Below are 19,031 nucleotides of genomic sequence, written 5' to 3'. Positions count from 1 at the left end.
ACCTGACCGTCCGCGACCCCGACCCCGCGCTGTACAACGACGATCTCGCCCCCGTGCCCCGCAAGAAGCGCACCTGGGGCGCCTTCGAGATCTTCAACGTCTGGACCAACGACATCCAGAGCCTGTTCGGCTACACCCTGGCCGCGACCCTGTTCATCGCCTACGGGCTCAACGGGTGGGCGGTGTTCGCCGGGATCATCCTGGCGGGGATCATCGTCATGGTCCTGTGCGACCTCGTGGGCCGGCCCAGCGTCCGCTACGGCATCCCCTACGCCGTCATGGCGCGGGCGTCCATGGGGGTGCACGGCACCCAGTTCCCCACGCTCATCCGCGGCATCACCGCCATGTTCTGGTACGGCGCCCAGACCTACTTCGCCTCCACCGCCGTGGCCCTGCTCATCACCGCCCTGTTCGGGCCGGGCCCCGACGGCACCTTCCTGGGGCTGTCCCCCGTCGGATGGATCTCCTACGTCATCGTCGCCGTCTTCCAACTGGTGCTCTTCAGCCAGGGCATCGGGTGGATCGGGGTCTTCCTGAACTGGGCCGGACCTGCCGTGTACCTGGTCATGATCGCGATGATGATCGCCCTGTGGGCCATGGCCGGCGGCGACCTGTTCTCCGAACTGGGCACGGTGTTCGCCGGTGACGGTGACTACCCGGGGGGACAGATCGCGGCCTTCTCCGCGGTCGTGGGCACGATGGTCGCCTACTTCGCCGCGGTGGTGGTCAACTACGGTGACTTCTCCCGTTTCACCCGCTCGGAACGGGCCATGCGCCGAGGCAACTTCTGGGGACTGCCGGTCAGCCTGGCGCTGTTCTCCTTCCTCACCCTGGTGATCACCGCAGGCACATCGGTGCTGTACGGAGAGGCGCTGACCAACCCGGCCGACATCGTCGCCCGTGTGGACAACATCTGGCTGACCGTGGTGGCGGCCCTGACGTTCTTCATCGCCACCGTGGGCATCAACCTGGTCGCCAACTTCATCCCGCCTGCCTACGGGCTGGCCAACCTGGCCCCCTCGCTCATCAGCGCGCGCACGGGAGGCCTGATCACCGCGGCCGTGGGGTTCGTCGTGGGCGCCCTGTGGGTCGCCTACATCGACAACGTGGGCATCGCGGCGTTCGTGGACACATTGGGCGCGGTGCTGGCCCCGCTGTACGGCATCATCGTCGCCGACCACTACCTGTTGCGGCGTCAGAGGCTCGACCTGAACGCCCTGTACACGACCGACCCGAACGGGGAGTACTACTTCACGCGAGGGTGGAACCTGCGGGCGCTGACCGCGTTCTGCCTGGCCTCGGCGTTCTCGGTGACCGCCGTGTGGCTGCCCGCGCTGCAGTCCTGGTCCGGGTTCGTGTGGATCTTCGGCGCGCTGTTGGGCGGGACGCTGCACTACGTGATCGCCCGTTCCCGCAGGGCCGTTCCCACGGCCTCCTGAACCTGGACGGGTCGACGCCCCGGGGCCCGCGCGTCGGAGGATCGGTCTCCGGACGCGGGCCCCGAGCTCGACGGCCCCGGGCGCGCGGAGTGCGCCCGGGGCCTGTGCCGCGGTACGGGTGGTGTCATGGTGGTGGTCCCGGAGGAACCCCCACCCCCTGTACCGCTCCGGGGAGCGCTCCGCCCCGGCGCTCCTCGTTCACCGGCCGCCGCCGGTCGCCGGTGTCCTGGGGCCTCTCCCTCCGACGCGCCGGCCACGGCTGACCACACCGAGCAGGTGCGTACCGGCGGCGAGGGCGAAGAAGGCGTAGAGGAGGGCGGCGATCCCCAGGGCGGTGTCGGTGCCGGCCCCGTGGATCGCCGCGGCGGAGCGCTCCCCGGAGGTCGGGACGGCGTAGTGGAGGGCCATGGTTCCCAGCGCCGCGATCCCCGTGCCGGCGCCCAGGGCGAAGGCGCTCTCCTGGAGAGCGCCGGCGTCCGCGGTGCGGTTCTCCGGCGCACTGCTCATGACGGTGTCGGCGCCGATCGCCATGACGACGCCGGCCCCGAGGCCGAGGACGATCATCCCCACCGGTCGACCGTCTCCGGCGACGGTGGCGAGCAGCAGAAAACCGAGCGCGGCCAGCAGCAGGCCGCCGATGAGCACGTGCTGCCGGGTCAGCCGGCGCGACATCACGGGACCGATGAGGCCACCGCAGGCCATCGCGACGGCCAGAGGCATGAGGGCGATACCCGCGGCGACGGCCGAGAGCCCCCCGACGACCTGGTAGCGCAGAGTCAGCAGGTAGAGCGTCCCGTGGAACACCCCGAGCGTCACCGCGATCACCACGGCGGCGTTGGTCAGCAGCCCGTCGGCCAGCAGGCGCACGTCGAGGAAGGGCCGGAACATACGCAGTTGCCGGAGCGCGAACAGCACCGCGGCCGCCGTGCCCGCCGTCATCGCCATGGGGGTGAACCACAGGGCGGCCGTGGGAAGAACCAGGCTCTTCAGGCCGGAGACGAGCAGGAGCACGGCCACGGCCGACAGGACCACGCTGAACAGGTCGAGCATCGGCGGATCGGGGTTCGTCGACTCCCGCAGCACGACCCCGGCCCAGACGAGGCAGACCAAGAGCACCGGCACGTTGATCCAGAACACCCATGGCCACCCGGCCAGGTCCACCAGACCGCCTCCGACCAGTGGTCCCAGAGCGGAGCCCGTACTGAAACCGGCGGTCCAGACCCCGTAGGCCAGGACCCGTGACCGGGGCTCGGAGAAGGACACCCGAATGATGGCGACCGTCCCGGCGATGAGCAGCGCGGAGCCGACCCCCTGCCCGACCCGCGCGGCGATCATCAGGGCCCCGGTCGTCGCCAGGCCCGCGAGCGCGGCACCGGCGATGGCCACGACCAGCCCGAGCACGTAGACGCGCTTGCGACCGTAGCGATCGGCCGCCACAGCGCCGAGGACCAGGACGGCCCCCGCGGCCAGGGCGTAGAGGTCGGCGATCCACAGTGTCTGTGCCGGTGTCAGGTCCAATGCGTGCGTGAGGGACGGAAGGGCGACCGTCACCTTGGTCATGTCCGTACCACCGACGAGCATGACCGTGCCGAACAACGCCATGGTCCCGTACAGGTTCCGGCGTCTCCTCGGGGGTGTCGCGTCGCACATGGTGAACACCGTTCAGTGGTGGAGATCGGGGTGCATTCCACTTCTAGGCGCACCGATCACCGGCGTCCAGGTTCAACTTTTCACCGAAACCATGCACCATGAGTGCATGATCGATTCCCGGCTCCTGCTGTTGGTGGCCGTGTGCGAGTACGGCACGGTGACCGCGGCGGCGGAGGCCCTCTACCGCAGCCCTTCCGGCGTCTCCAAACAGCTCAAGGAGCTGTCAGCGGAACTGGACGTGGACCTGCTCGAACGCCACGGCCGTCGCGTTCGGCTCACCCCAGCCGGACAACGGCTGGTCACGCACGCCCGCACACTCAAGGCCCAGTGGGAGACGGCGCTGAGCGACACCACCGCCGCGGCCCGGCAGCTCTGTGGCCCCGTCAGCCTCGGCGGGTTCCCCACGTCGATCCCTTCGATCCTCGTTCCCGCCGCACTGCGGTTGAGGGACCGGCACGAGCAGCTGAAACCGGTGGTCAAGGAGGTGCATTCGGTCGACGTCCTGACCGCCGTGGAGTCCGGCGGCCTCGACGTGGGGCTCTTCGTCGCCAACGAGTCCACCGGGCACGTGGCCGACCGGCACGTCGAGGTGATGAGCCTCCTCGACGACCCCATCGACCTCCTGGTGTCCCAGGACCACCGGTTCGCCTCCGGCGCCCGGATCCGGCTGGAGGACGCCGCGGAGGAGGACTGGGTCTCCGGTCACGCCCACCAGGACGCCTACACCGAACTCCTGGCCGCGACCCGCGCGGTCGGCTACGCCCCCAGAGTGGTCCACTACGCGCAGGAACTCACCGCCACCACCGCCATGGTGGCTGCCGGTCTGGGCATCACCGCGATCCCCCGAATCGCCCTGACCGCGTCCCGTCCCGACGTCGTCCGGGTCCCGCTCACCGGCGACCAGATCCCCCGACGCAGAATCCTGCTGGCCCTGCGCCACGGGTCGCACGACAATCCCCGCATCGCGGCGGCGGTCTCCGCGATACAGGGGTTCCCCGAAGCTCCACGGCCTGAGCATCCCGGCGGGCCGGAGCGGGATCCCGCGCGCGACGGAGCGGCCGGGTCCTGAAGGGCGGCGACCACATCACGCGCTCGCTCCCCGCGCTCCGATCGGAATGTGGGGAGGTCGGACGGGGATGGGCTCCGATGTGCCTTCGGAGCGATGGTGCGCACCCCGCGCCGTCTCCCCCGTCGCCCACCGACCGCCCGAGTCTCACGTGCGACGGGAGGCTCGGGTCCGACGTGCCGTCCCCGCGCCCCGCACGGACACCGCGCCTCCGCCGCCGGGTGTTCGACACGCCTTCGGGTCCGCGCCCTCCCGGGAGGGCGCGGACCCTCGGTGTCTATCGCTCCAGGTAGGTGCGCAGGTGGCGGGCGGTCAGAGTGGCGCCGTCGCTCACCAGTCGGGCGGGGGTCCCCTCGAAGACGACCCGCCCGCCGTCGTGTCCCGCGCCCGGCCCCAGGTCGATGATGTGGTCGGCGTGCGCCATCACGGCCTGGTGGTGCTCGATGACCACCACCGTGTTGCCGTCCTCGACCAGGCGGTCCAGCAGCGCCAGCAACCGGTCCACGTCGGCCAGGTGCAGACCGGTGGTGGGCTCGTCCAACACGTACACCGCGCCCTGCTTGGCCATGGAGATCGCCAGTTTCAACCGCTGGCGCTCACCGCCCGACAGGGTGGTCAGGGGCTGGCCCAGACCCAGGTATCCCAGACCCACGTCGTGCAGGCGATCCAGGATGGTGCGGGCGTTGCCCGAGGTGAAGAACTCCCTGGCGGTCTCCACCGACATCGCCAGGACCTCGCTGATGTCCTGGCCGCGCAGCTTGTGCTGCAGCACCTCGTCCTTGAAACGACGCCCCCGGCACTTCTCGCAGGTGGAGGCCACCCCGGCCATCATCGCCAGGTCGGTGTAGATGACCCCGGCGCCCTTGCACTCGGGGCAGGCCCCCTCGGAGTTGGCGCTGAACAGGGCCGGCTTGACCTTGTTGGCGCGGGCGAAGGCGGTGCGGATGGGGTCGAGGAGACCGGTGTAGGTGGCCGGGTTGGAACGGCGCGAACCCCGGATGGGGGCCTGGTCGACCACCACGACGCCCTCGTGTCCGGGAAGGGCGCCGTGGATGAGCGAGCTCTTGCCGGAACCGGCGACGCCGGTCACCACGGTCAGCACCCCCAGGGGCACGTCCACCGACACCTCCCGCAGGTTGTGCGTGCTCGCCTCTCGGATGGGCAGGTGGCCGGTGGCGGTGCGCACCCGGTCCTTGAGGCGGGCCCGGTGGTCGAGGTGGCGGCCGGTGAGGGTGCCCGAGGTCCGCAGCCCGGCCACGTCCCCGCTGTAGGTGACGGTGCCGCCGTGCGGACCGGCGCCCGGCCCCAGATCGACGACGTGGTCGGCGATGGCGATGGTCTCGGGCTTGTGCTCGACCACCAGGACGGTGTTGCCCTTGTCGCGCAGGCTCAGCAGGAGATCGTTCATGCGCTCGATGTCGTGCGGGTGCAGACCGACCGTGGGCTCGTCGAAGACATAGGTGATGTCGCTGAGGCTGGAGCCCAGGTGACGGACCATCTTCACCCGCTGGGCCTCACCGCCGGACAGGGTGCCCGACTCCCGGTCCAGGCTCAGGTACCCCAACCCCACCTCGACCAGGGAGTCCAGGGTGTGGCCGAGGGTGTCCACCAACGGCTTGACCGAGGGCTCGTCGATGGTGCGGACGAACTCCGCCAGGTCGTCGATCTGCATCGCGGCGCACTCGGTGATGGTGCGTCCGTTCACCTTCACTTCGCGGGCGGTGGCGTTGAGCCGTGTGCCCTCGCACGTGGGACAGGTGGAGGTGACCACGGCGCGCTCCACGAAGGCGCGCACCCCCGGCTGCATCTTGTCGCGGTCCTTGGCCAGGTGGGTCCGCTTGATCTTGGGGACCAGTCCCTCGTAGGAGAAGGAGTTCTTGCCGACCTTGACCTTGGTGAGGGGTTCGTGCAGGAAGGTCGACCACTCGTCCGCGGTGTAGTCGTCGAGCCGCTTGTCGGGGTCGAGCAGCCCGGAGTGCACGAACACCTGCCAGTACCAACCGTCCACGGCGTACCCGGGGACGGTGATGGCGCCCTCGTTCAGGCTCAGGGTGCGGTCGTAGAGCTGCTCCAGATCGATCTGGTCGGTGCGCCCCAGCCCCTCGCACTCCGGGCACATGCCCTCGGCGTTGTTGAAGCTGAACACGCTGGAGGGCTCCAGGCGGGGAACACCCGCCCGGCTGTAGACGATGCGCAGCATGGCGTGGGCGTCGGTGGCGGTGCCCACGGTGGAGCGCGCGTTGGCGCCCATGCGTTCCTGGTCGACGATGATGGCCGCGCTGAGGTTGCGCAGGGAGTCCACCTCGGGGCGGCCCAGGCTCGGCATGAAGGATTGAACGAAAGCCGTGTAGGTCTCGTTGATCAGCCGCTGGGACTCGGCGGCGATGGTGCCGAAGACGAGTGAGGACTTGCCCGATCCGGACAGTCCGGTGAAGACGCTCAGCCGCCTCTTGGGGATGTCCACCGAGACGTTGTCGAGGTTGTTCTCCCTGGCCCCGCGCACCTCGATCGTGTCGTGGGTGTCGGCCGGCGTGGTCGGTTCGAAGGTCAAGCTGTTCCCCTGGTGCCCGTGTTCCATCGATTCCTTATGAGCTAAACTAACATCCGCAGAACATTAGTTTATTCCGTAAGGAGAAGCAAGTGGTGGTCTACGCGGGACAGGGCGACCCCCGTCGTTCCATGGGCCTGTTGTGGCGCGAACCGGAGGCGGGCGCACGCGTCGCGCCCGGGCCCAAGCCGGAGCTGAGTGTGGGTCTGGTCGTGGGCACCGCCATCGAGATCGCCGACGCCCAGGGCCTGCAGGCGCTGTCGATGCGCGCCGTCGGTGAACGGCTGGGGCGGACAGCGATGTCCCTGTACACGTACGTGGCCAGCAAGAACGAGCTCATCGACCTGATGTACGACCAGGCCTTCACCGAACTGGCGGAGGAGGCCGAGCAGAGCTCCGAGATCGACGAGGCGTTGGACTGGCGTGCGCGGACCCACGCGTGGGTGGGGTTGCTGTGGCGGTTCTACCTGCGTCATCCCTGGACCCTGGAGATCTCCCAGGCCCGCCCCGTCCTGGGGCCCGGCGAGTTCCGTCTGCACGAGTCGCTGGCCACTCTGCTGCACGCAGCCGGGCTGGCGCCCAAGGCCATCGGTGACGTCTACGGCAGTCTGCTCAACCTGGTCCGGGGTATGGTGCGCACCGCCGCCGAGGCCCGTCAGGCACAGGCGGTCACCGGGGTGCCCGAGGACGAGTGGTGGTACGCCCGTTCCGAGCAGCTGGAGGAGCTGGTGCCCGACTTCTCCGAGCGCTTCCCCACCCTGGCGTTGATGAGCGCCGACGGTGCGTTCGAGAACGAGGATTCCCAGGAGCCCTACATCGAGCAGGAGGCGTGGGAGACCCTCCGCTTCGGACTGGAGGCCCTGCTGGACGGGATACAGCGCCGGATCGCCCACGAGTCCTGAGAGGCGTCTCCGTGGTTCGGTGGCCGTTCCCGGGTCGGCCCGTGTGGCGCCGACCCGGCCGACGGCGCCGTGGCCCGAGAGCATCGCCCCGGATCACGGCGGCCCCACGGGGCGGTGCCACCGGCTCCGGCCGGTCAGATCCAGCCGAGCAGGAACAACACCAGCAGGGTCACGGCGGCCGAGACCAGCACCGACGTCACACAGCCCCAGCGGCTGTTGTAGAAGAAGAACACGGGCACCTCCTGCGCAGGGAAACGGCCGAGGACGGCCTTCCGGATCATCGCCTGCAGTCTCCCCCACCCGGGCCCGAGGCGGTACTCCGGTTGGTCTTCGGTGATCGCGCGGGCCGATGCCGACCCGTCGGTGCGCGGGCATGTCCGTAACGGAGTGCCGCGCCGTGATCCTGCCATCATCCTATCCACTTTTGCCTAAAGGATTTAGGTAGATGTACATTGACCTTAGGAAGAGGAGGTGCGCATGGCACGCGCCGGACTGAACACACGTCGAGTCACCGAGGCCGGGGCCGCCTTGGCCGACGAGGTCGGGTTCGATAGGGTCACCGTCTCCGAACTGGCCCGACGCTTCGACGTCAGGGTCGCGAGCCTGTACTCGCACGTGCGCAACTCCGAGGACCTCAAGGTCCGTATCGCCCTGTTCGCCTTGGAAGAGCTGGCCGACCGGGCCGCCGACGCGATCGCCGGCCGCTCCGGCAAGGAGGCGCTCGTCGCGTTGGCCGACGTCCACCGGGACTACGCCCGCGCGCACCCGGGCCGCCACACCGCGGCCCGGTACCGCCTGGACCCCGAGACCGCCGCACGCAGCGCCGGCCCCCGGATCTCCCAGATGACCCGGGCGATCCTGCGCGGCTACGAGCTGGAGGAACCCGACCGCACCCACGCGGTGCGCCTGCTCGGCGGCGTCTTCCACGGCTACGTCGACCTGGAGATGAGCGGGGGGTTCGATCACAGCTCCCCCGACTCCGACCAGACCTGGGTACGGTCGCTGGACGCGCTGGACTCCCTGCTGCGTCACTGGCCCGCCCCCTGATCCCTGCACACCTCGGGCACCCGCGTGCCCGACCCACGCGAGGCCCGACACCATGAACGCACACCCGACCACCGCACCGCTGACCCCGGACCTGATCCAGGGCGCCCTGGAGGTGGAACGCACCGAGCGGGGCCTGGCGCCCCACCGCCTGCCCTCCCTGGCCCGCAGCAGGAACACCGATCCTCAGCTGGCCATGGCCGAGTCCCAACCCTCCGGCGTGCGCCTGGCCCTGCGCACCCGGGCCACCGTGATCGAGCTGGACACCGTCCCCACCAAACGTCGCTACGTGGGCACCCCGCCGCGACCTGACGGTGTCTACGACCTGCGTGTGGACGGTCGACTCACCGCGCAGGGCACCGTCGCCGGAGGCGACGTGCTGGAGATCGACATGACCACCGGCACCTTCGCCACCACGCCCGGCGACGCGGGCACACTGCGCTTCGACGGCCTGCCCGACCGGCTCAAGGACGTCGAGATCTGGCTGCCGCACAACGAGACCACCGAACTCGTGGCCCTGCGCACCGACGCGCCCGTCGCACCGGTGGGCGCCTCCGGTCGCCGCGTATGGCTGCACCACGGCAGCTCCATCAGCCACGGTTCCGACGCCGCGAGTCCCACCACCATCTGGCCGGTGATCGCCGCCGACCGCGGCGGTGTGGACCTGATCAACCTGGGGCTGGGCGGCAGCGCCCTCCTGGACCCCTTCACCGCGCGGGCCATGCGCGACACCCCCGCCGACCTGATCAGCGTCAAACTCGGCATCAACCTGGCCAACGCCGACCTCATGCGTCTGCGCGCGTTGGGGCCGGCCGTGCACGGCTTCCTCGACACCCTGCGCGACGGCCACCCCGAGGTTCCCCTGGTCGTGGTCTCGGCGATCTACTGCCCCGTCCACGAACACACACCGGGACCGGGTGCGCTCGATCCGGAGGCGCTCCGGGAGGGCCGGGTCGGGTTCACGGCCACGGGAGACCCCTCTGACCCCACCCGGCTCACGCTCACCACCATCCGCCGAGAGCTGGAACGCGTGGTGCGCGAGCGTTCGGCCCAGGACACGAACCTGCACTACCTGGACGGACGGGAGCTGTACGGGGAGGACGACTTCGCCGAGCTGCCCCTGCCCGACGGGCTGCACCCGGACGCCGCCACCCACCATCGGATCGGCGACCGGTTCGCCGACCGCGTCTTCGACAGCGACGGGCCCTTCGTCTGAGCGTGGAGCGAGGTCCGTCCGACGCCGGACGGACCTCGCTCCACGCCGGGACCGGGGGCGGGTCCGCCGTCACGGATCAGACGGGTCGGGCGAAGGTGATGATCTCCTCGCTGATGTCCTGCAGCGCGGTGCGATCCCAGTACCCGTACTGGGCGCTCACCCGCAGCCCCGCCTCGGCCAGGAACCCGTTGAGGCGACCGACGTCCAGGAACCGCAACGTGCTGCGACTGACCCGGGGCCCGTCCCAACCCTCCAGGTGGTAGTCGGAGGTGAACGTGACCAGATCGCCCTCCAGCCCGCGCAGGCGGTGCACGCAGGTGGCCTCGCGACCTCGGGGGCCGACCACCGTGCGCTTCCGCTCGGGGTTCCACGCCTCCCAGGCCCGAGCACCCGGGTTGCGCGTCTCGAAGACGAACCGACCATCGGGGGTCAGGGCCCGGCGTACCGCGGCCAGGTTGGTCCGCACCTCCTCGTCGGTGAGGAACACCTGGAAGGCGTGGCCGCTCATGACGACCAGGTCGAACGCGTTCTCGAAGGGTCCGCCCGCCTGCTCGTCGTAGGGTCCGTGGAGCAGGTCCCCGAGGGTCCATTCGATGTCGCCGAGCTCCCGGGCCCCCACGTCCAACATCGCGCGGGAGGGGTCCAGCCCCACCAGGCGGCCGGTGTGACCGTGGCGGCGTGCCTCCCTCTGAAGCTTGCCGGTCCCGCAGCCCACGTCGAGGACGGACCGCGCGTCCATCACCAGGTCGAGATAGAAGTCGTCCTGGGGCGTGACCCGCCAATGGCTGAAGTGATCGTAGAGTTCGGCCAGGTCCGGTTCGGAGAAGTGTCGATCGACCATGTGCGCATTGTCGGAGACCGCCCTCCTGCTGTCACGGGGTTTTCCCGAGGGGCGTCGACGGTCCCCCGGCTCTCCTGGCGTGGTCCCCGGCACCGGGGACCGGCGCGAGCCCTTCACCGCGCCCTGCGCCCCGGGCGGAACCCCTTGCCCGTGGGTCGGGTGGCGGACAGGCTGACGCCCATGACCCTTTCCGTCGCACACCTCAGTGATCCGCACGTCACCAGTGGCGCACTTGCGGCCGAACCCGCCGCCGGCCTGCACCGGGCGCTCGGCGAAGTGCTGACGCTCGACCCGCGGCCGACGTGCGTGATCATCACCGGTGACCTGGTCGACCACGGCCTGCCCGACGAATACGCCGCTCTGCGTGAGATCCTCGACCACTTTCCCCTGCCCCTGCACCTGGCCGCCGGCAACCACGATGACCGTGAGACGCTGCGAGACGCCTTCGGGGGCGGACCTCATCTGGGCGAGGGCCGGAGCACCCGATACCTGGTGGAGCACCTCGGGGTCACTGTGGTCGTGCTGGACTCCCTCGTCCTCGGTTCTCCCGGCGGGCGCCTGGGCGAGGAACAGCGGACGTGGTTGGACGCGGCCCTGCGACGGCGGCCCGACGTGCCGGCCGTAGTGTGCCTGCATCATCCCCCCGTGCCCGTCGGCATCCCGTTCCTGGACGGTATGGGCCTGTCCGACGGAGCGGAGCTGGAGGAGGTGATCGCCCGCCACCCGCATGTCGTCCGGGTCCTGGCGGGCCACGTCCACCGGTCGACGTTCACCTCCTTCGCGCACGCCATCCTGTCCACGGCGCCCAGCACCTACAGGCAGAGCGCGCTGCGCATGAACAGCGACGGCCCCCCGGGATACGTCCACGCCTCCCCCGGCTTCCAGCTTCACCAGAGCACAGGGCGCGGCTGGGTGACCCACACGGTCCGGGTCGGCCACGAGGGAGCCCCGGTCGGTCATTACTGAGGTGTCTCTCTTGTTTCCCGGGGGGCGCCGCGTCGAGGTGTCCACAGGTACCGAGATCGCCCTTCCCGGGGCCCGGGATCCTCTCTAGCCTGAGAGGATGCGTGAACCCTCCCACCCCCCGCAGCCGCATCCCTTCGACGTCGACGCCTTCCTCGGGCAACCCCTGGTCGCGCGGGTCTCCACCGTCAACGCCTCGGGCGCACCCACCATCCGACCGGTCTGGTTCCTCTGGGAGGAGGAACGACTGTGGTGGATCACCGGGGAGTAGGCGGTGATGACCCGGCATCTGGCACGGGACCCTCGCACCGCCGTGGTGGTGGACACCTGTGACCTGAAGCGTCAGGAATTCCTTCAGGTGATCATGAGAGGAACCGCCGAGGTGATGGCGTTCGACCCGGTGCGCGCCAGACGGAAACTGCGCCGCTACCTGGGCGACGACGACGCGACCTGGCACCCCGACTTCCGCCACTTCGCGGACGACGCCCGGCTGGTGTGCTTCACCCCCGAACGCACCGTGGTCAAGGACCTGTCCAAGTCCCTGGCCTGATCCCGCTCCCGGCCTTGGAGAGGCTCGGTGGGCCGCCGCGCTCACCGGGCCCTCCGGCACCGGAGCGGAGGACCACCGCGCCGGATCCACGGCCCCATGTCCCCCTCTGCAGTGGTCGCCCTGCTTCGAACACGTGACCCTCCCCGCGATGCCCACGGGCCGGGGTGAGGGCACGGCGGGGTTCTCCCGATCCTCCTGATGGGCGGACCTGCGGATCCCCGGGAAGGTCGAATGCGCACCTGATCCGACCCCACCCGGAACCGCGTCCATCGTCTGTGCCAATCTTGGACGCCGATGACGACGTGGATGAACGGGAGTTGAGCATGAGCGACCTGATGAGACCGGGTGTGTGGGGCGTGCTGGCCACACCTTTCAAGGGTGAGTCCCTGGAGGTCGACACGGTCGGGATCGAGCGGCTGGTCGAGCACGCCGAGAGCGCCGGTGTCACCGGGTTCACCGTGTTGGGGGTCTTCGGGGAGGCCGCGCAGCTCAACCGCGACGAGCGCCGCCTGGTCCTGGAGACCGTCCTGGCCGCGACCGACCTGCCGCTGGTCGTGGGCTGCACGAGCCTGGGCACGGCTCCGACCATCGACGAGGCGGCGACCGCCGTCGAGCTGGTCGGCGACCGGCTCGCGGGGGCCATGGTCCAGGTCAACAGCCCCGACCCGCAGGTCCTCGGCGCCCACCTGGCCGCCGTCCACGAGGCCACCGGCGCCGACCTGGTGGTGCAGGACTACCCGGTGGTGAGCGGTGTGCGGATCTCCGCCGCCGTCCTCGGTGACCTCGTTGCGCGCACCCCCTACATCAGTGCGGTCAAGGCCGAGGCGCCGCCGACCCCCGCCGCGGTGGCCGAACTCGTCGCGCGGTGCGACGTGCCCGTCTTCGGCGGTCTGGGCGGCATCAACCTGCTCGACGAGCTCGCCTGTGGCGCCGCGGGCGCGATGACCGGGTTCTCCTACCCGGAGGCCCTCGTGGAGTGCGTCAACGCCTGGGACCCGTCCGCCCCGGAGCGCAGCCGCTCCGCGCTGCTGGAGTACCTGCCGCTCATCACCTTCGAGCAGCAGGTGGGGATCGCTCTGGCCATCCGCAAGGAATGCCTGCGCCAGCGGGGCCTGATCGCCGAGTCCGGCGTCCGTGCGCCGGCCAAGACCCTGCCCGAGTCCCTGAGGCCGCTGCTCACCGACCACATCGCTCGCGCCCAGGCTCTCTGAGCACCGGGAGTGCCGGGGCCGTGGACGGTCCCGACACTCCCCACCGCGGGTCAGTCGGTCGGCCGGCACGGTCTCAGAACGTTGCCGAAGGGGTCGATGACCTCCATGGTGGGGCCGCCGGGCGCGTCCTCGTCGATGGTCATGGTGCACGGTCCGTTCCGGTGCCGTGGGTTCGGCGGTGCCCGCGTTTCCGGCCGTGGGCACCTCGGAAAGCGACCATGGAACGTTCGAGTTCGACGCGTTCACCATGCCGTCGTGACGGCGCGGGCGGCGGGCCGCGTCGAGGCCCGTCATCAGGGTAGCGGGACCATCGTCCATGGCGGGGATCCTCGATCGGGGGGAGGGCGCCCGCTCCGGTTCCGGTGGTGTTCCGAGGCTCCCTCGCTCCCGCACGCACCGCACGGCGAACCGTCGGGCGGGAGCGGTGGCCCCTGGTCTTCCGCCCACCGAGGCCACCTCGCCAGGAAGGTCCCACGGGAACGGTGGCCGGTCGGTGAAGGAGCCGCCCGGGCCGTCTCCTTCACCGGAGTCGGCGCGGGCCGGCCGGTCTCACTCCCCCGTGGCCCCGTCGATCCGCTCCCGGAGGAGGTCGGCGTGGCCGTTGTGACGGGCGTACTCCTCGATCATGTGCACCAGGACCCACCGGTGCGAGCAGTCCTCACCGTGGCGCTGCCGCTTGCCGAGGGCGTCCAGCGACAACGAGGCCGACACCTCACGGGCGTGCGCGATCTCCGTGTGCCACAGAGCGAAGGACTCCTCCGCCGAGGCGGTGTCCACGTCCCGGAAATCGGCGTCGGGGTCGCCGGGGCCCTTGATCGGGTTGGGCACGTCGCTCCCCTCCAGGCGAAAGCGGAACCAGGCCCACTCCACCGAGGCCATGTGCCGTACCAGTCCCAGCAGCGACATCGCCGACGGCGGGGCCGACCGTTCCCGCAACCACGCCTCGCTCAGGCCCTGACACTTCACCTCCAGGGTCTGACGGTGCCAATCCAGCCAGGTGGTGAGCATGGCGCGCTCGTCGGCGACGAACGGCGGAGGCACACGAGGATCGTTCATGGTCGTCGACCCTAGACCGGCCCGGTGTCCGTGTTCAACGTCGCGGCCCGGACCGGCCTGGGTGTCGCATCAGAGGGTCTCCCGGGACGTCAGGGGCGGGGGCGGCGTCCACCGCACCAGATGCGCGCCCGCCCTGGCGAGGGCGTGCACGGGGATCCGACGAAAGAGCGCGTTGCGCACCTCTGCCGCCGCCCCGGACCGAGGTCCGCGCCGATCCGGGCGACGGCCCGCGCCTGTCGGGCCAGGGACCGGCACCGTGGGCGTCGCAGGGAGTCGAACCCACGCAGGGCCCGCCCCGGATCGGGTGCGTGCGCGGGGCCGACCAGCCGTACCGGCGCCCTGACCCACCGCGCCGTCCAGGCAGGCGCCGGGAACCGCCACCAACCACTTCCGCGACCGCGAGAGGCTCCTCATCACGGCGACGGAACGGGTCGTCGAACTCCACCTGGCCGAGATGGCCGACGCCACCACCACGGAGCGGCCCATCCCCGAGGGCGCCTCCCCGAGCCTGGTCGAGATGATCACCGAGTCCCTGTGGGGCGCCACCACCCTGCGCGAGCGCTACCCGGCCGTCTTCGAGCTCCAGGCGGAGGCGCGGCGGCGCCCCGCTCTGGCCGCCGTTCCGGCCCGGGTGGAGGACACCGCGTTCTCGGACTCCTCCCTACGGCACCGGCAACCGGGGACATCGGCCTCCCCCGAGACCATCGACAGCTTGATCACCCTCTACCAGGCCACCCTGTTCACCCTGGTCAACCGTCCCCAGCGGGAACTGGACCGGGCCCGGGTGCACAGGCTGGTCGAGGCGATGGCCCGTGGAGCCTTCGACGTCGGCCCTCCCCTCCGCTCCTGACCCTCGGCCACGGACCGACCCACCCTTCCGGGAACACCGTCGGTCGGGATTAGGATCGACGACCATGGACACACGCGAACTCGGTACGGTCGGCCCCGTGAGCGCCGTGGGCTTCGGTTCCTGGCAGATCGGCTCGGACTGGGGCGAGGTCGGCGAGACCGACGCCATGCACGCGCTCGACACCGCGGTGCAGGAGGGTGTCACCTTCGTCGACACCGCCGACGTCTACGGCGACGGCCGCAGCGAACGCCTCATCGGACGGCTGCTCAAGGAGCACCCCCACCTGACCGTGGCCACCAAGATGGGCCGCCGCATGGCCCAGGAGCCCGCCCACTACAACCCCGGCAACTTCCGTGCCTGGAACGACGACTCCCGCCGCAACCTCGGTGTGGACACCATCGACCTGGTGCAACTGCACTGTCCGCCCAGCGCCGTCATCGACACCGACGCCGTCTTCGACGACCTGGACGCGATGGTGGACGAGGGGCGCATGCGCGCCTACGGGGTGTCGGTGGAGACCTGCGACCAGGCTCTGGCGGCCATCGCCCGCCCCCATGTGGCGAGCATCCAGGTCATCCTCAACGCCTTCCGCCCCAAGCCGCTGGAGAAGGTCCTTCCCGCGGCCAAGGCCGCCGGTGTGGGCGTCATCGTCCGCGTCCCGTTGGCCAGCGGACTGCTCTCGGGCAAGCTCACGGCCGACAGCGCCTTCGGCGAGAACGACCACCGCACCTTCAACCGCCGGGGTGAGGCGTTCGACCAGGGAGAGACCTTCTCCGGTGTCGACTACGCGGCCGGGCTGGAGGCCGTGGAGCGTCTGCGCCCCCTGGTCCCGGAAGGTGCCACCATGGCCGGGTTCGCGCTGCGCTGGATCCTGGACCAGGACGGGGTGAGCACCGTCATCCCCGGTGCCCGCAACGCCGACCAGGCCCGCGGCAACGCGGCGGCCGCGCATCTGCCGCCGTTGGACGCCGCGACCCACGATCGGGTCCGTGAGGTCTACGACGCACTCCTGCGCCCCCACGTCCACCACCGCTGGTAGCACGCCCCGCACCCGACCGGAGCGTGTTTCGGTGCGGGCATCGCACACGTCTGAACCGTGGCCGTGGGAGGGCCGACCGCCCTCACACGGCCACGTGAACCTCGCCGTGACCGGGACGGGTCCCCCGACCGAGGTGTACCGGACGCCGCGCACGACGGTGGCCGCGCACCCCCGTGGGTGCGCGGCCACCCGACCGCGCGGGGTCCCGTCAGCGACGTGACGAGGCCGCGGCCGTCAGATCAGTCCCTGGGCCAGCATCGCGTCGGCCACCATCTCGAACCCGGCCACGTTGGCGCCGAGCACGTAGTCGCCCTTGGCGCCGTGCCGCTCGGCCGCCTCCTCGCACCGGTCGTGGATACCGGCCATGGTCTCGGCCAGCTCCGACTCGGCGTGCTCGAAGGACCAGGAGGTGCGACGGGCGTTCTGGCGCATCTCCAGCACACTGGTGGCCACCCCACCGGCGTTGGCCGCCTTGCCCGGGGCGAACAGCACGCCCGCCTCACGGAACACCTTGGCCGCCTCCGGGGTGGTGGGCATGTTCGCGCCCTCGGCCACGGCCAGCACACCGTTGCTCACCAGCGCCTTGGCCGCGTCGGTGTCCAGTTCGTTCTGGGTGGCGGCGGGAAGCGCCACGTGGCAGGGGACGTCCCACACACTGCCGCCCTCGACGTACTGCGCGCTCTTGCGACGGTCGGCGTAGACGCTGATGCGCGCGCGCTCGACCTCCTTGATCTGCTTGAGCAGGTCCAGGTCCAGCCCCTTCTCGTCGACGACGTAGCCGGCCGAGTCCGAGCAGGCGACGACGGTGGCACCCAACTGCCGGGCCTTCTCCACCGCGTAGATGGCCACGTTGCCCGACCCGGACACCACGACCTTGAGTCCCTCGAGTCCGCGCCCGTTGCGTTCGAGCATGCGCTGGGTGAACATCACCGCCCCGTAGCCGGTGGCTTCGGTGCGCACGGCGGATCCGCCCCAGTCCAGCCCCTTGCCGGTGATGACCCCGGCCTCCCAGCGGTTGGACAGCCGCCGGTACTGACCGAACAGGTAGCCGATCTCGCGGGCGCCCACACCGATGTCACCGGCGGGGATGTCGGTGTACTCGCCGAGGTGGCGGTGGAGCTCGGTCATGAACGACTGACAGAAACGTTCGATCTCCGTGGCGGAGCGGCCCTTGGGGTCGAAGTCGCTGCCGCCCTTGCCGCCACCGATGCCCATGCCGGTCAGGGCGTTCTTGAAGATCTGCTCGAACCCCAGGAACTTGACGACCCCGAGGTTCACGCTCGGATGGAAGCGCAGCCCGCCCTTGTAGGGGCCCAACGCGCTGTTGAACTCCACCCGGAAACCACGGTTGACGTGCACGTTGCCCTGGTCGTCACGCCAGGGCACCCGGAAGATGATCTGACGCTCCGGTTCGCACAGGCGCTCCAGCACACGCTGGTCGGCGTACTCGGGGTGGCTGGTCAGAGCCGGGGAGAGGCTCTCGAGCACCTCCAGGACGGCCTGTTGGAACTCGGGCTCGTCCGGGTTGCGTCGCACCACGTGCTCGAAGGCCGAACGCACGCCGGGGTGGTGGTGTTCGAGTCCGGACGTACTGACAGAGGCCATGTGGAAAGAGAGTCCCTTCAACGCCCACGACCCCCCGAGACGAGGCCCGGGGCGAGGACGGCGTGATCGATGTTCCGTGGGTGTTTCACGGTTGTTGCCAGTACGTTACCCGGCGGGCCGAGGGGTCCCCGAGCGAGGTCGCCCCCGCCACCCCGGGACCGCCCCCGGGGCCGGTCCGAGCAGCGGGTTCACGGGGTCCCGCCGAACAGGTCGATCCCCTTCTCCGTGGCCAGGGCCTGCAGTTTCTCCAGGTCGTCCTCGGGGACGCACACGTACGCCCGTAGCCCCTCCTCGCCTCGGCGCACGATGTAGCTCGCGAAACTGTCGGTCAGCTGCGCGCCGTCCTCGTCGTAGAACAGCCAACGGACACGCACGAGCACGATCGTCTCGCTCAGCGGCGTGTGGCTCAGGCGCTCGTACCCGACGGAGGCCAGACCGAGTTCGCGGTACAGCGGGTAGGACTGCTCCAGACCGCGGACCATGGCCTCCCGGGACTCCAGGACGCCCGCGCCCTGCTGATCGTTGAGGATCATGCCCGGCCGCCCCCACAGGTCGGCCGCCGCCGGGGCGTCGAAGGAGGTGAGGGTGGCGGCGTAGCGGTCGAGATAGTCGTCGATCTCGGCTTCGATACTGTTCATGACCCCCACCGTAGAGAGAAACCGTGTCACGGTCGTGGCGACGTACCGGACAGGACGCGGGATCCGCTCCCGAGCGTCGGTGCGTTCGGCGAGCGCACCTGCACCGACCGCTCCGCTCACCTTCCCCTGCCATCGCGGCCGGTGGAGACGGCCCGGCACCACGCGGCGGCCGCACCCCCGGAACCCGGTGCCGGACACCGTCCCACCGACCGGCCGCTCCGAGGGGCGACCTCGGCCCCGCGCCGCCGCGCCGCGCTCGCGAGGACCAGCTCTGACCGGCACTCACGACCGGCCCGCCGTCGTGCGGCCGGACGTGGAGCGCCCGCGGCCACGCGAGAACCGCGCGAGCACGTCACACCGGCGGTGGCACCATGAGCCCGACCTCCTTCGCGTACATTGGCAGACCCCCACCC

General features: G+C 70.5%; 16 protein-coding genes and 1 pseudogene. 10 read left to right on the top strand and 7 right to left on the bottom strand.

The genetic code is table 11. From position 1 onward, the window contains the following. The first annotated feature begins 2 nt into the window (after positions 1-2). Positions 3-1,439, top strand: coding sequence for an NCS1 family nucleobase:cation symporter-1 (locus DSY14_RS19175; RefSeq protein ID WP_211717971.1), 1,437 nt, complete (start codon positions 3-5; stop codon positions 1,437-1,439). A 198-nt stretch (positions 1,440-1,637) separates the two neighbouring features. Here DSY14_RS19175 and DSY14_RS19170 read toward each other — a convergent pair whose 3' ends face one another. Further along, on the bottom strand, positions 1,638-3,089 hold the full coding sequence (locus tag DSY14_RS19170; RefSeq protein ID WP_211717970.1) for an MFS transporter: 1,452 nt from the start codon (positions 3,087-3,089) through the stop codon (positions 1,638-1,640). A 106-nt stretch (positions 3,090-3,195) separates the two neighbouring features. Here DSY14_RS19170 and DSY14_RS19165 point away from each other — a divergent pair, with 106 nt between their 5' ends. Beyond that, positions 3,196-4,158 (top strand): LysR family transcriptional regulator, encoded by a 963-nt coding sequence (locus DSY14_RS19165; RefSeq protein WP_211717969.1) that lies wholly within the window; start codon positions 3,196-3,198, stop codon positions 4,156-4,158. A gap of 274 nt (positions 4,159-4,432) precedes the next feature. Here the strand turns inward: DSY14_RS19165 and DSY14_RS19160 are convergent, their stop codons facing one another. Next, entirely contained in the window at positions 4,433-6,706 is a 2,274-nt protein-coding gene (locus tag DSY14_RS19160) for an excinuclease ABC subunit UvrA (protein WP_211717968.1), read from the bottom strand. Between the two features lie 89 nt (positions 6,707-6,795). Between DSY14_RS19160 and DSY14_RS19155 the strand changes: the two genes are divergently transcribed. Further along, positions 6,796-7,605 carry a TetR/AcrR family transcriptional regulator gene (locus DSY14_RS19155; protein ID WP_211717967.1) on the top strand — a complete coding sequence of 270 codons (810 nt, stop codon included), beginning with the start codon at positions 6,796-6,798 and terminating at the stop codon, positions 7,603-7,605. 134 nt (positions 7,606-7,739) lie between these two features. On the opposite strand, the gene DSY14_RS19150 is transcribed toward DSY14_RS19155, so the two are convergent. Further along, complete coding sequence (locus tag DSY14_RS19150) at positions 7,740-7,886, bottom strand: hypothetical protein (RefSeq protein ID WP_211717972.1); 147 nt, start codon at positions 7,884-7,886, stop codon at positions 7,740-7,742. Between the two features lie 196 nt (positions 7,887-8,082). Here DSY14_RS19150 and DSY14_RS19145 point away from each other — a divergent pair, with 196 nt between their 5' ends. Both DSY14_RS19145 and DSY14_RS19140 read left to right on the top strand, forming a co-directional pair. Beyond that, positions 8,083-8,652 (top strand): TetR/AcrR family transcriptional regulator, encoded by a 570-nt coding sequence (locus DSY14_RS19145; RefSeq protein ID WP_211717966.1) that lies wholly within the window; start codon positions 8,083-8,085, stop codon positions 8,650-8,652. A 52-nt stretch (positions 8,653-8,704) separates the two neighbouring features. Further along, on the top strand, positions 8,705-9,865 hold the full coding sequence (locus DSY14_RS19140; protein WP_211717965.1) for a GDSL-type esterase/lipase family protein: 1,161 nt from the start codon (positions 8,705-8,707) through the stop codon (positions 9,863-9,865). A gap of 76 nt (positions 9,866-9,941) precedes the next feature. Here DSY14_RS19140 and DSY14_RS19135 read toward each other — a convergent pair whose 3' ends face one another. Beyond that, the gene (locus DSY14_RS19135) at positions 9,942-10,706 is read right to left on the bottom strand and encodes a trans-aconitate 2-methyltransferase (protein WP_211717964.1); all 765 of its coding nucleotides are present in this window, start codon (positions 10,704-10,706) and stop codon (positions 9,942-9,944) included. Positions 10,707-10,886: 180 nt separating this feature from the next. On the opposite strand from DSY14_RS19135, the gene DSY14_RS19130 reads away from it, so the two are divergent. The 3 genes and pseudogenes from DSY14_RS19130 to DSY14_RS19120 all read left to right on the top strand — a co-directional run bounded on the left by DSY14_RS19130 (position 10,887) and on the right by DSY14_RS19120 (position 13,430). Further along, complete coding sequence (locus DSY14_RS19130; RefSeq protein ID WP_211717963.1) at positions 10,887-11,672, top strand: phosphodiesterase; 786 nt, start codon at positions 10,887-10,889, stop codon at positions 11,670-11,672. A gap of 97 nt (positions 11,673-11,769) precedes the next feature. After that, a pseudogene (locus DSY14_RS19125) lies at positions 11,770-12,219 on the top strand (pyridoxamine 5'-phosphate oxidase family protein). A gap of 323 nt (positions 12,220-12,542) precedes the next feature. Beyond that, the gene (locus tag DSY14_RS19120) at positions 12,543-13,430 is read left to right on the top strand and encodes a dihydrodipicolinate synthase family protein (RefSeq protein ID WP_249188131.1); all 888 of its coding nucleotides are present in this window, start codon (positions 12,543-12,545) and stop codon (positions 13,428-13,430) included. Positions 13,431-13,979: 549 nt separating this feature from the next. On the opposite strand, the gene DSY14_RS19115 is transcribed toward DSY14_RS19120, so the two are convergent. Then, positions 13,980-14,486 carry a DinB family protein gene (locus DSY14_RS19115; RefSeq protein WP_211717961.1) on the bottom strand — a complete coding sequence of 169 codons (507 nt, stop codon included), beginning with the start codon at positions 14,484-14,486 and terminating at the stop codon, positions 13,980-13,982. A 454-nt stretch (positions 14,487-14,940) separates the two neighbouring features. Between DSY14_RS19115 and DSY14_RS19110 the strand changes: the two genes are divergently transcribed. Both DSY14_RS19110 and DSY14_RS19105 read left to right on the top strand, forming a co-directional pair. After that, on the top strand, positions 14,941-15,336 hold the full coding sequence (locus DSY14_RS19110) for a hypothetical protein (protein WP_211717960.1): 396 nt from the start codon (positions 14,941-14,943) through the stop codon (positions 15,334-15,336). A gap of 64 nt (positions 15,337-15,400) precedes the next feature. Continuing rightward, the gene (locus tag DSY14_RS19105) at positions 15,401-16,375 is read left to right on the top strand and encodes an aldo/keto reductase (protein WP_211717959.1); all 975 of its coding nucleotides are present in this window, start codon (positions 15,401-15,403) and stop codon (positions 16,373-16,375) included. A 234-nt stretch (positions 16,376-16,609) separates the two neighbouring features. On the opposite strand, the gene gdhA is transcribed toward DSY14_RS19105, so the two are convergent. Together gdhA and DSY14_RS19095 are read right to left on the bottom strand one after the other, a co-directional pair. Continuing rightward, complete coding sequence (gene gdhA, locus DSY14_RS19100; protein WP_211717958.1) at positions 16,610-17,980, bottom strand: NADP-specific glutamate dehydrogenase; 1,371 nt, start codon at positions 17,978-17,980, stop codon at positions 16,610-16,612. A gap of 188 nt (positions 17,981-18,168) precedes the next feature. Next, positions 18,169-18,618 carry a hypothetical protein gene (locus DSY14_RS19095; protein ID WP_211717957.1) on the bottom strand — a complete coding sequence of 150 codons (450 nt, stop codon included), beginning with the start codon at positions 18,616-18,618 and terminating at the stop codon, positions 18,169-18,171. Positions 18,619-19,031: the final 413 nt, after the last annotated feature.

Source organism: Nocardiopsis sp. MG754419 (assembly GCF_018207095.1).
GTDB lineage: Bacteria > Actinomycetota > Actinomycetes > Streptosporangiales > Streptosporangiaceae > Nocardiopsis.
Note: the sequence above shows the minus strand (reverse complement) of the source record. Positions and strands in the feature narration are given on the sequence as shown.

Excerpts from the sequence above, each read along its gene's own strand:
- DSY14_RS19150 (WP_211717972.1), bottom strand. The coding sequence starts at position 7,886 with ATGATCCGGAAGGCCGTCCTCGGCCGTTTCCCTGCGCAGGAGGTGCCC.
- DSY14_RS19095 (WP_211717957.1), bottom strand. The coding sequence starts at position 18,618 with ATGAACAGTATCGAAGCCGAGATCGACGACTATCTCGACCGCTACGCC.
- DSY14_RS19130 (WP_211717963.1), top strand. The coding sequence starts at position 10,887 with ATGACCCTTTCCGTCGCACACCTCAGTGATCCGCACGTCACCAGTGGC.
- DSY14_RS19165 (WP_211717969.1), top strand. The coding sequence starts at position 3,196 with ATGATCGATTCCCGGCTCCTGCTGTTGGTGGCCGTGTGCGAGTACGGC.
- DSY14_RS19140 (WP_211717965.1), top strand. The coding sequence starts at position 8,705 with ATGAACGCACACCCGACCACCGCACCGCTGACCCCGGACCTGATCCAG.
- DSY14_RS19135 (WP_211717964.1), bottom strand. The coding sequence starts at position 10,706 with ATGGTCGATCGACACTTCTCCGAACCGGACCTGGCCGAACTCTACGAT.
- DSY14_RS19105 (WP_211717959.1), top strand. The coding sequence starts at position 15,401 with ATGGACACACGCGAACTCGGTACGGTCGGCCCCGTGAGCGCCGTGGGC.
- DSY14_RS19170 (WP_211717970.1), bottom strand. The coding sequence starts at position 3,089 with ATGTGCGACGCGACACCCCCGAGGAGACGCCGGAACCTGTACGGGACC.
- gdhA (WP_211717958.1), bottom strand. The coding sequence starts at position 17,980 with ATGGCCTCTGTCAGTACGTCCGGACTCGAACACCACCACCCCGGCGTG.
- DSY14_RS19120 (WP_249188131.1), top strand. The coding sequence starts at position 12,543 with ATGAGCGACCTGATGAGACCGGGTGTGTGGGGCGTGCTGGCCACACCT.
- DSY14_RS19115 (WP_211717961.1), bottom strand. The coding sequence starts at position 14,486 with ATGAACGATCCTCGTGTGCCTCCGCCGTTCGTCGCCGACGAGCGCGCC.
- DSY14_RS19110 (WP_211717960.1), top strand. The coding sequence starts at position 14,941 with ATGGCCGACGCCACCACCACGGAGCGGCCCATCCCCGAGGGCGCCTCC.
- DSY14_RS19145 (WP_211717966.1), top strand. The coding sequence starts at position 8,083 with ATGGCACGCGCCGGACTGAACACACGTCGAGTCACCGAGGCCGGGGCC.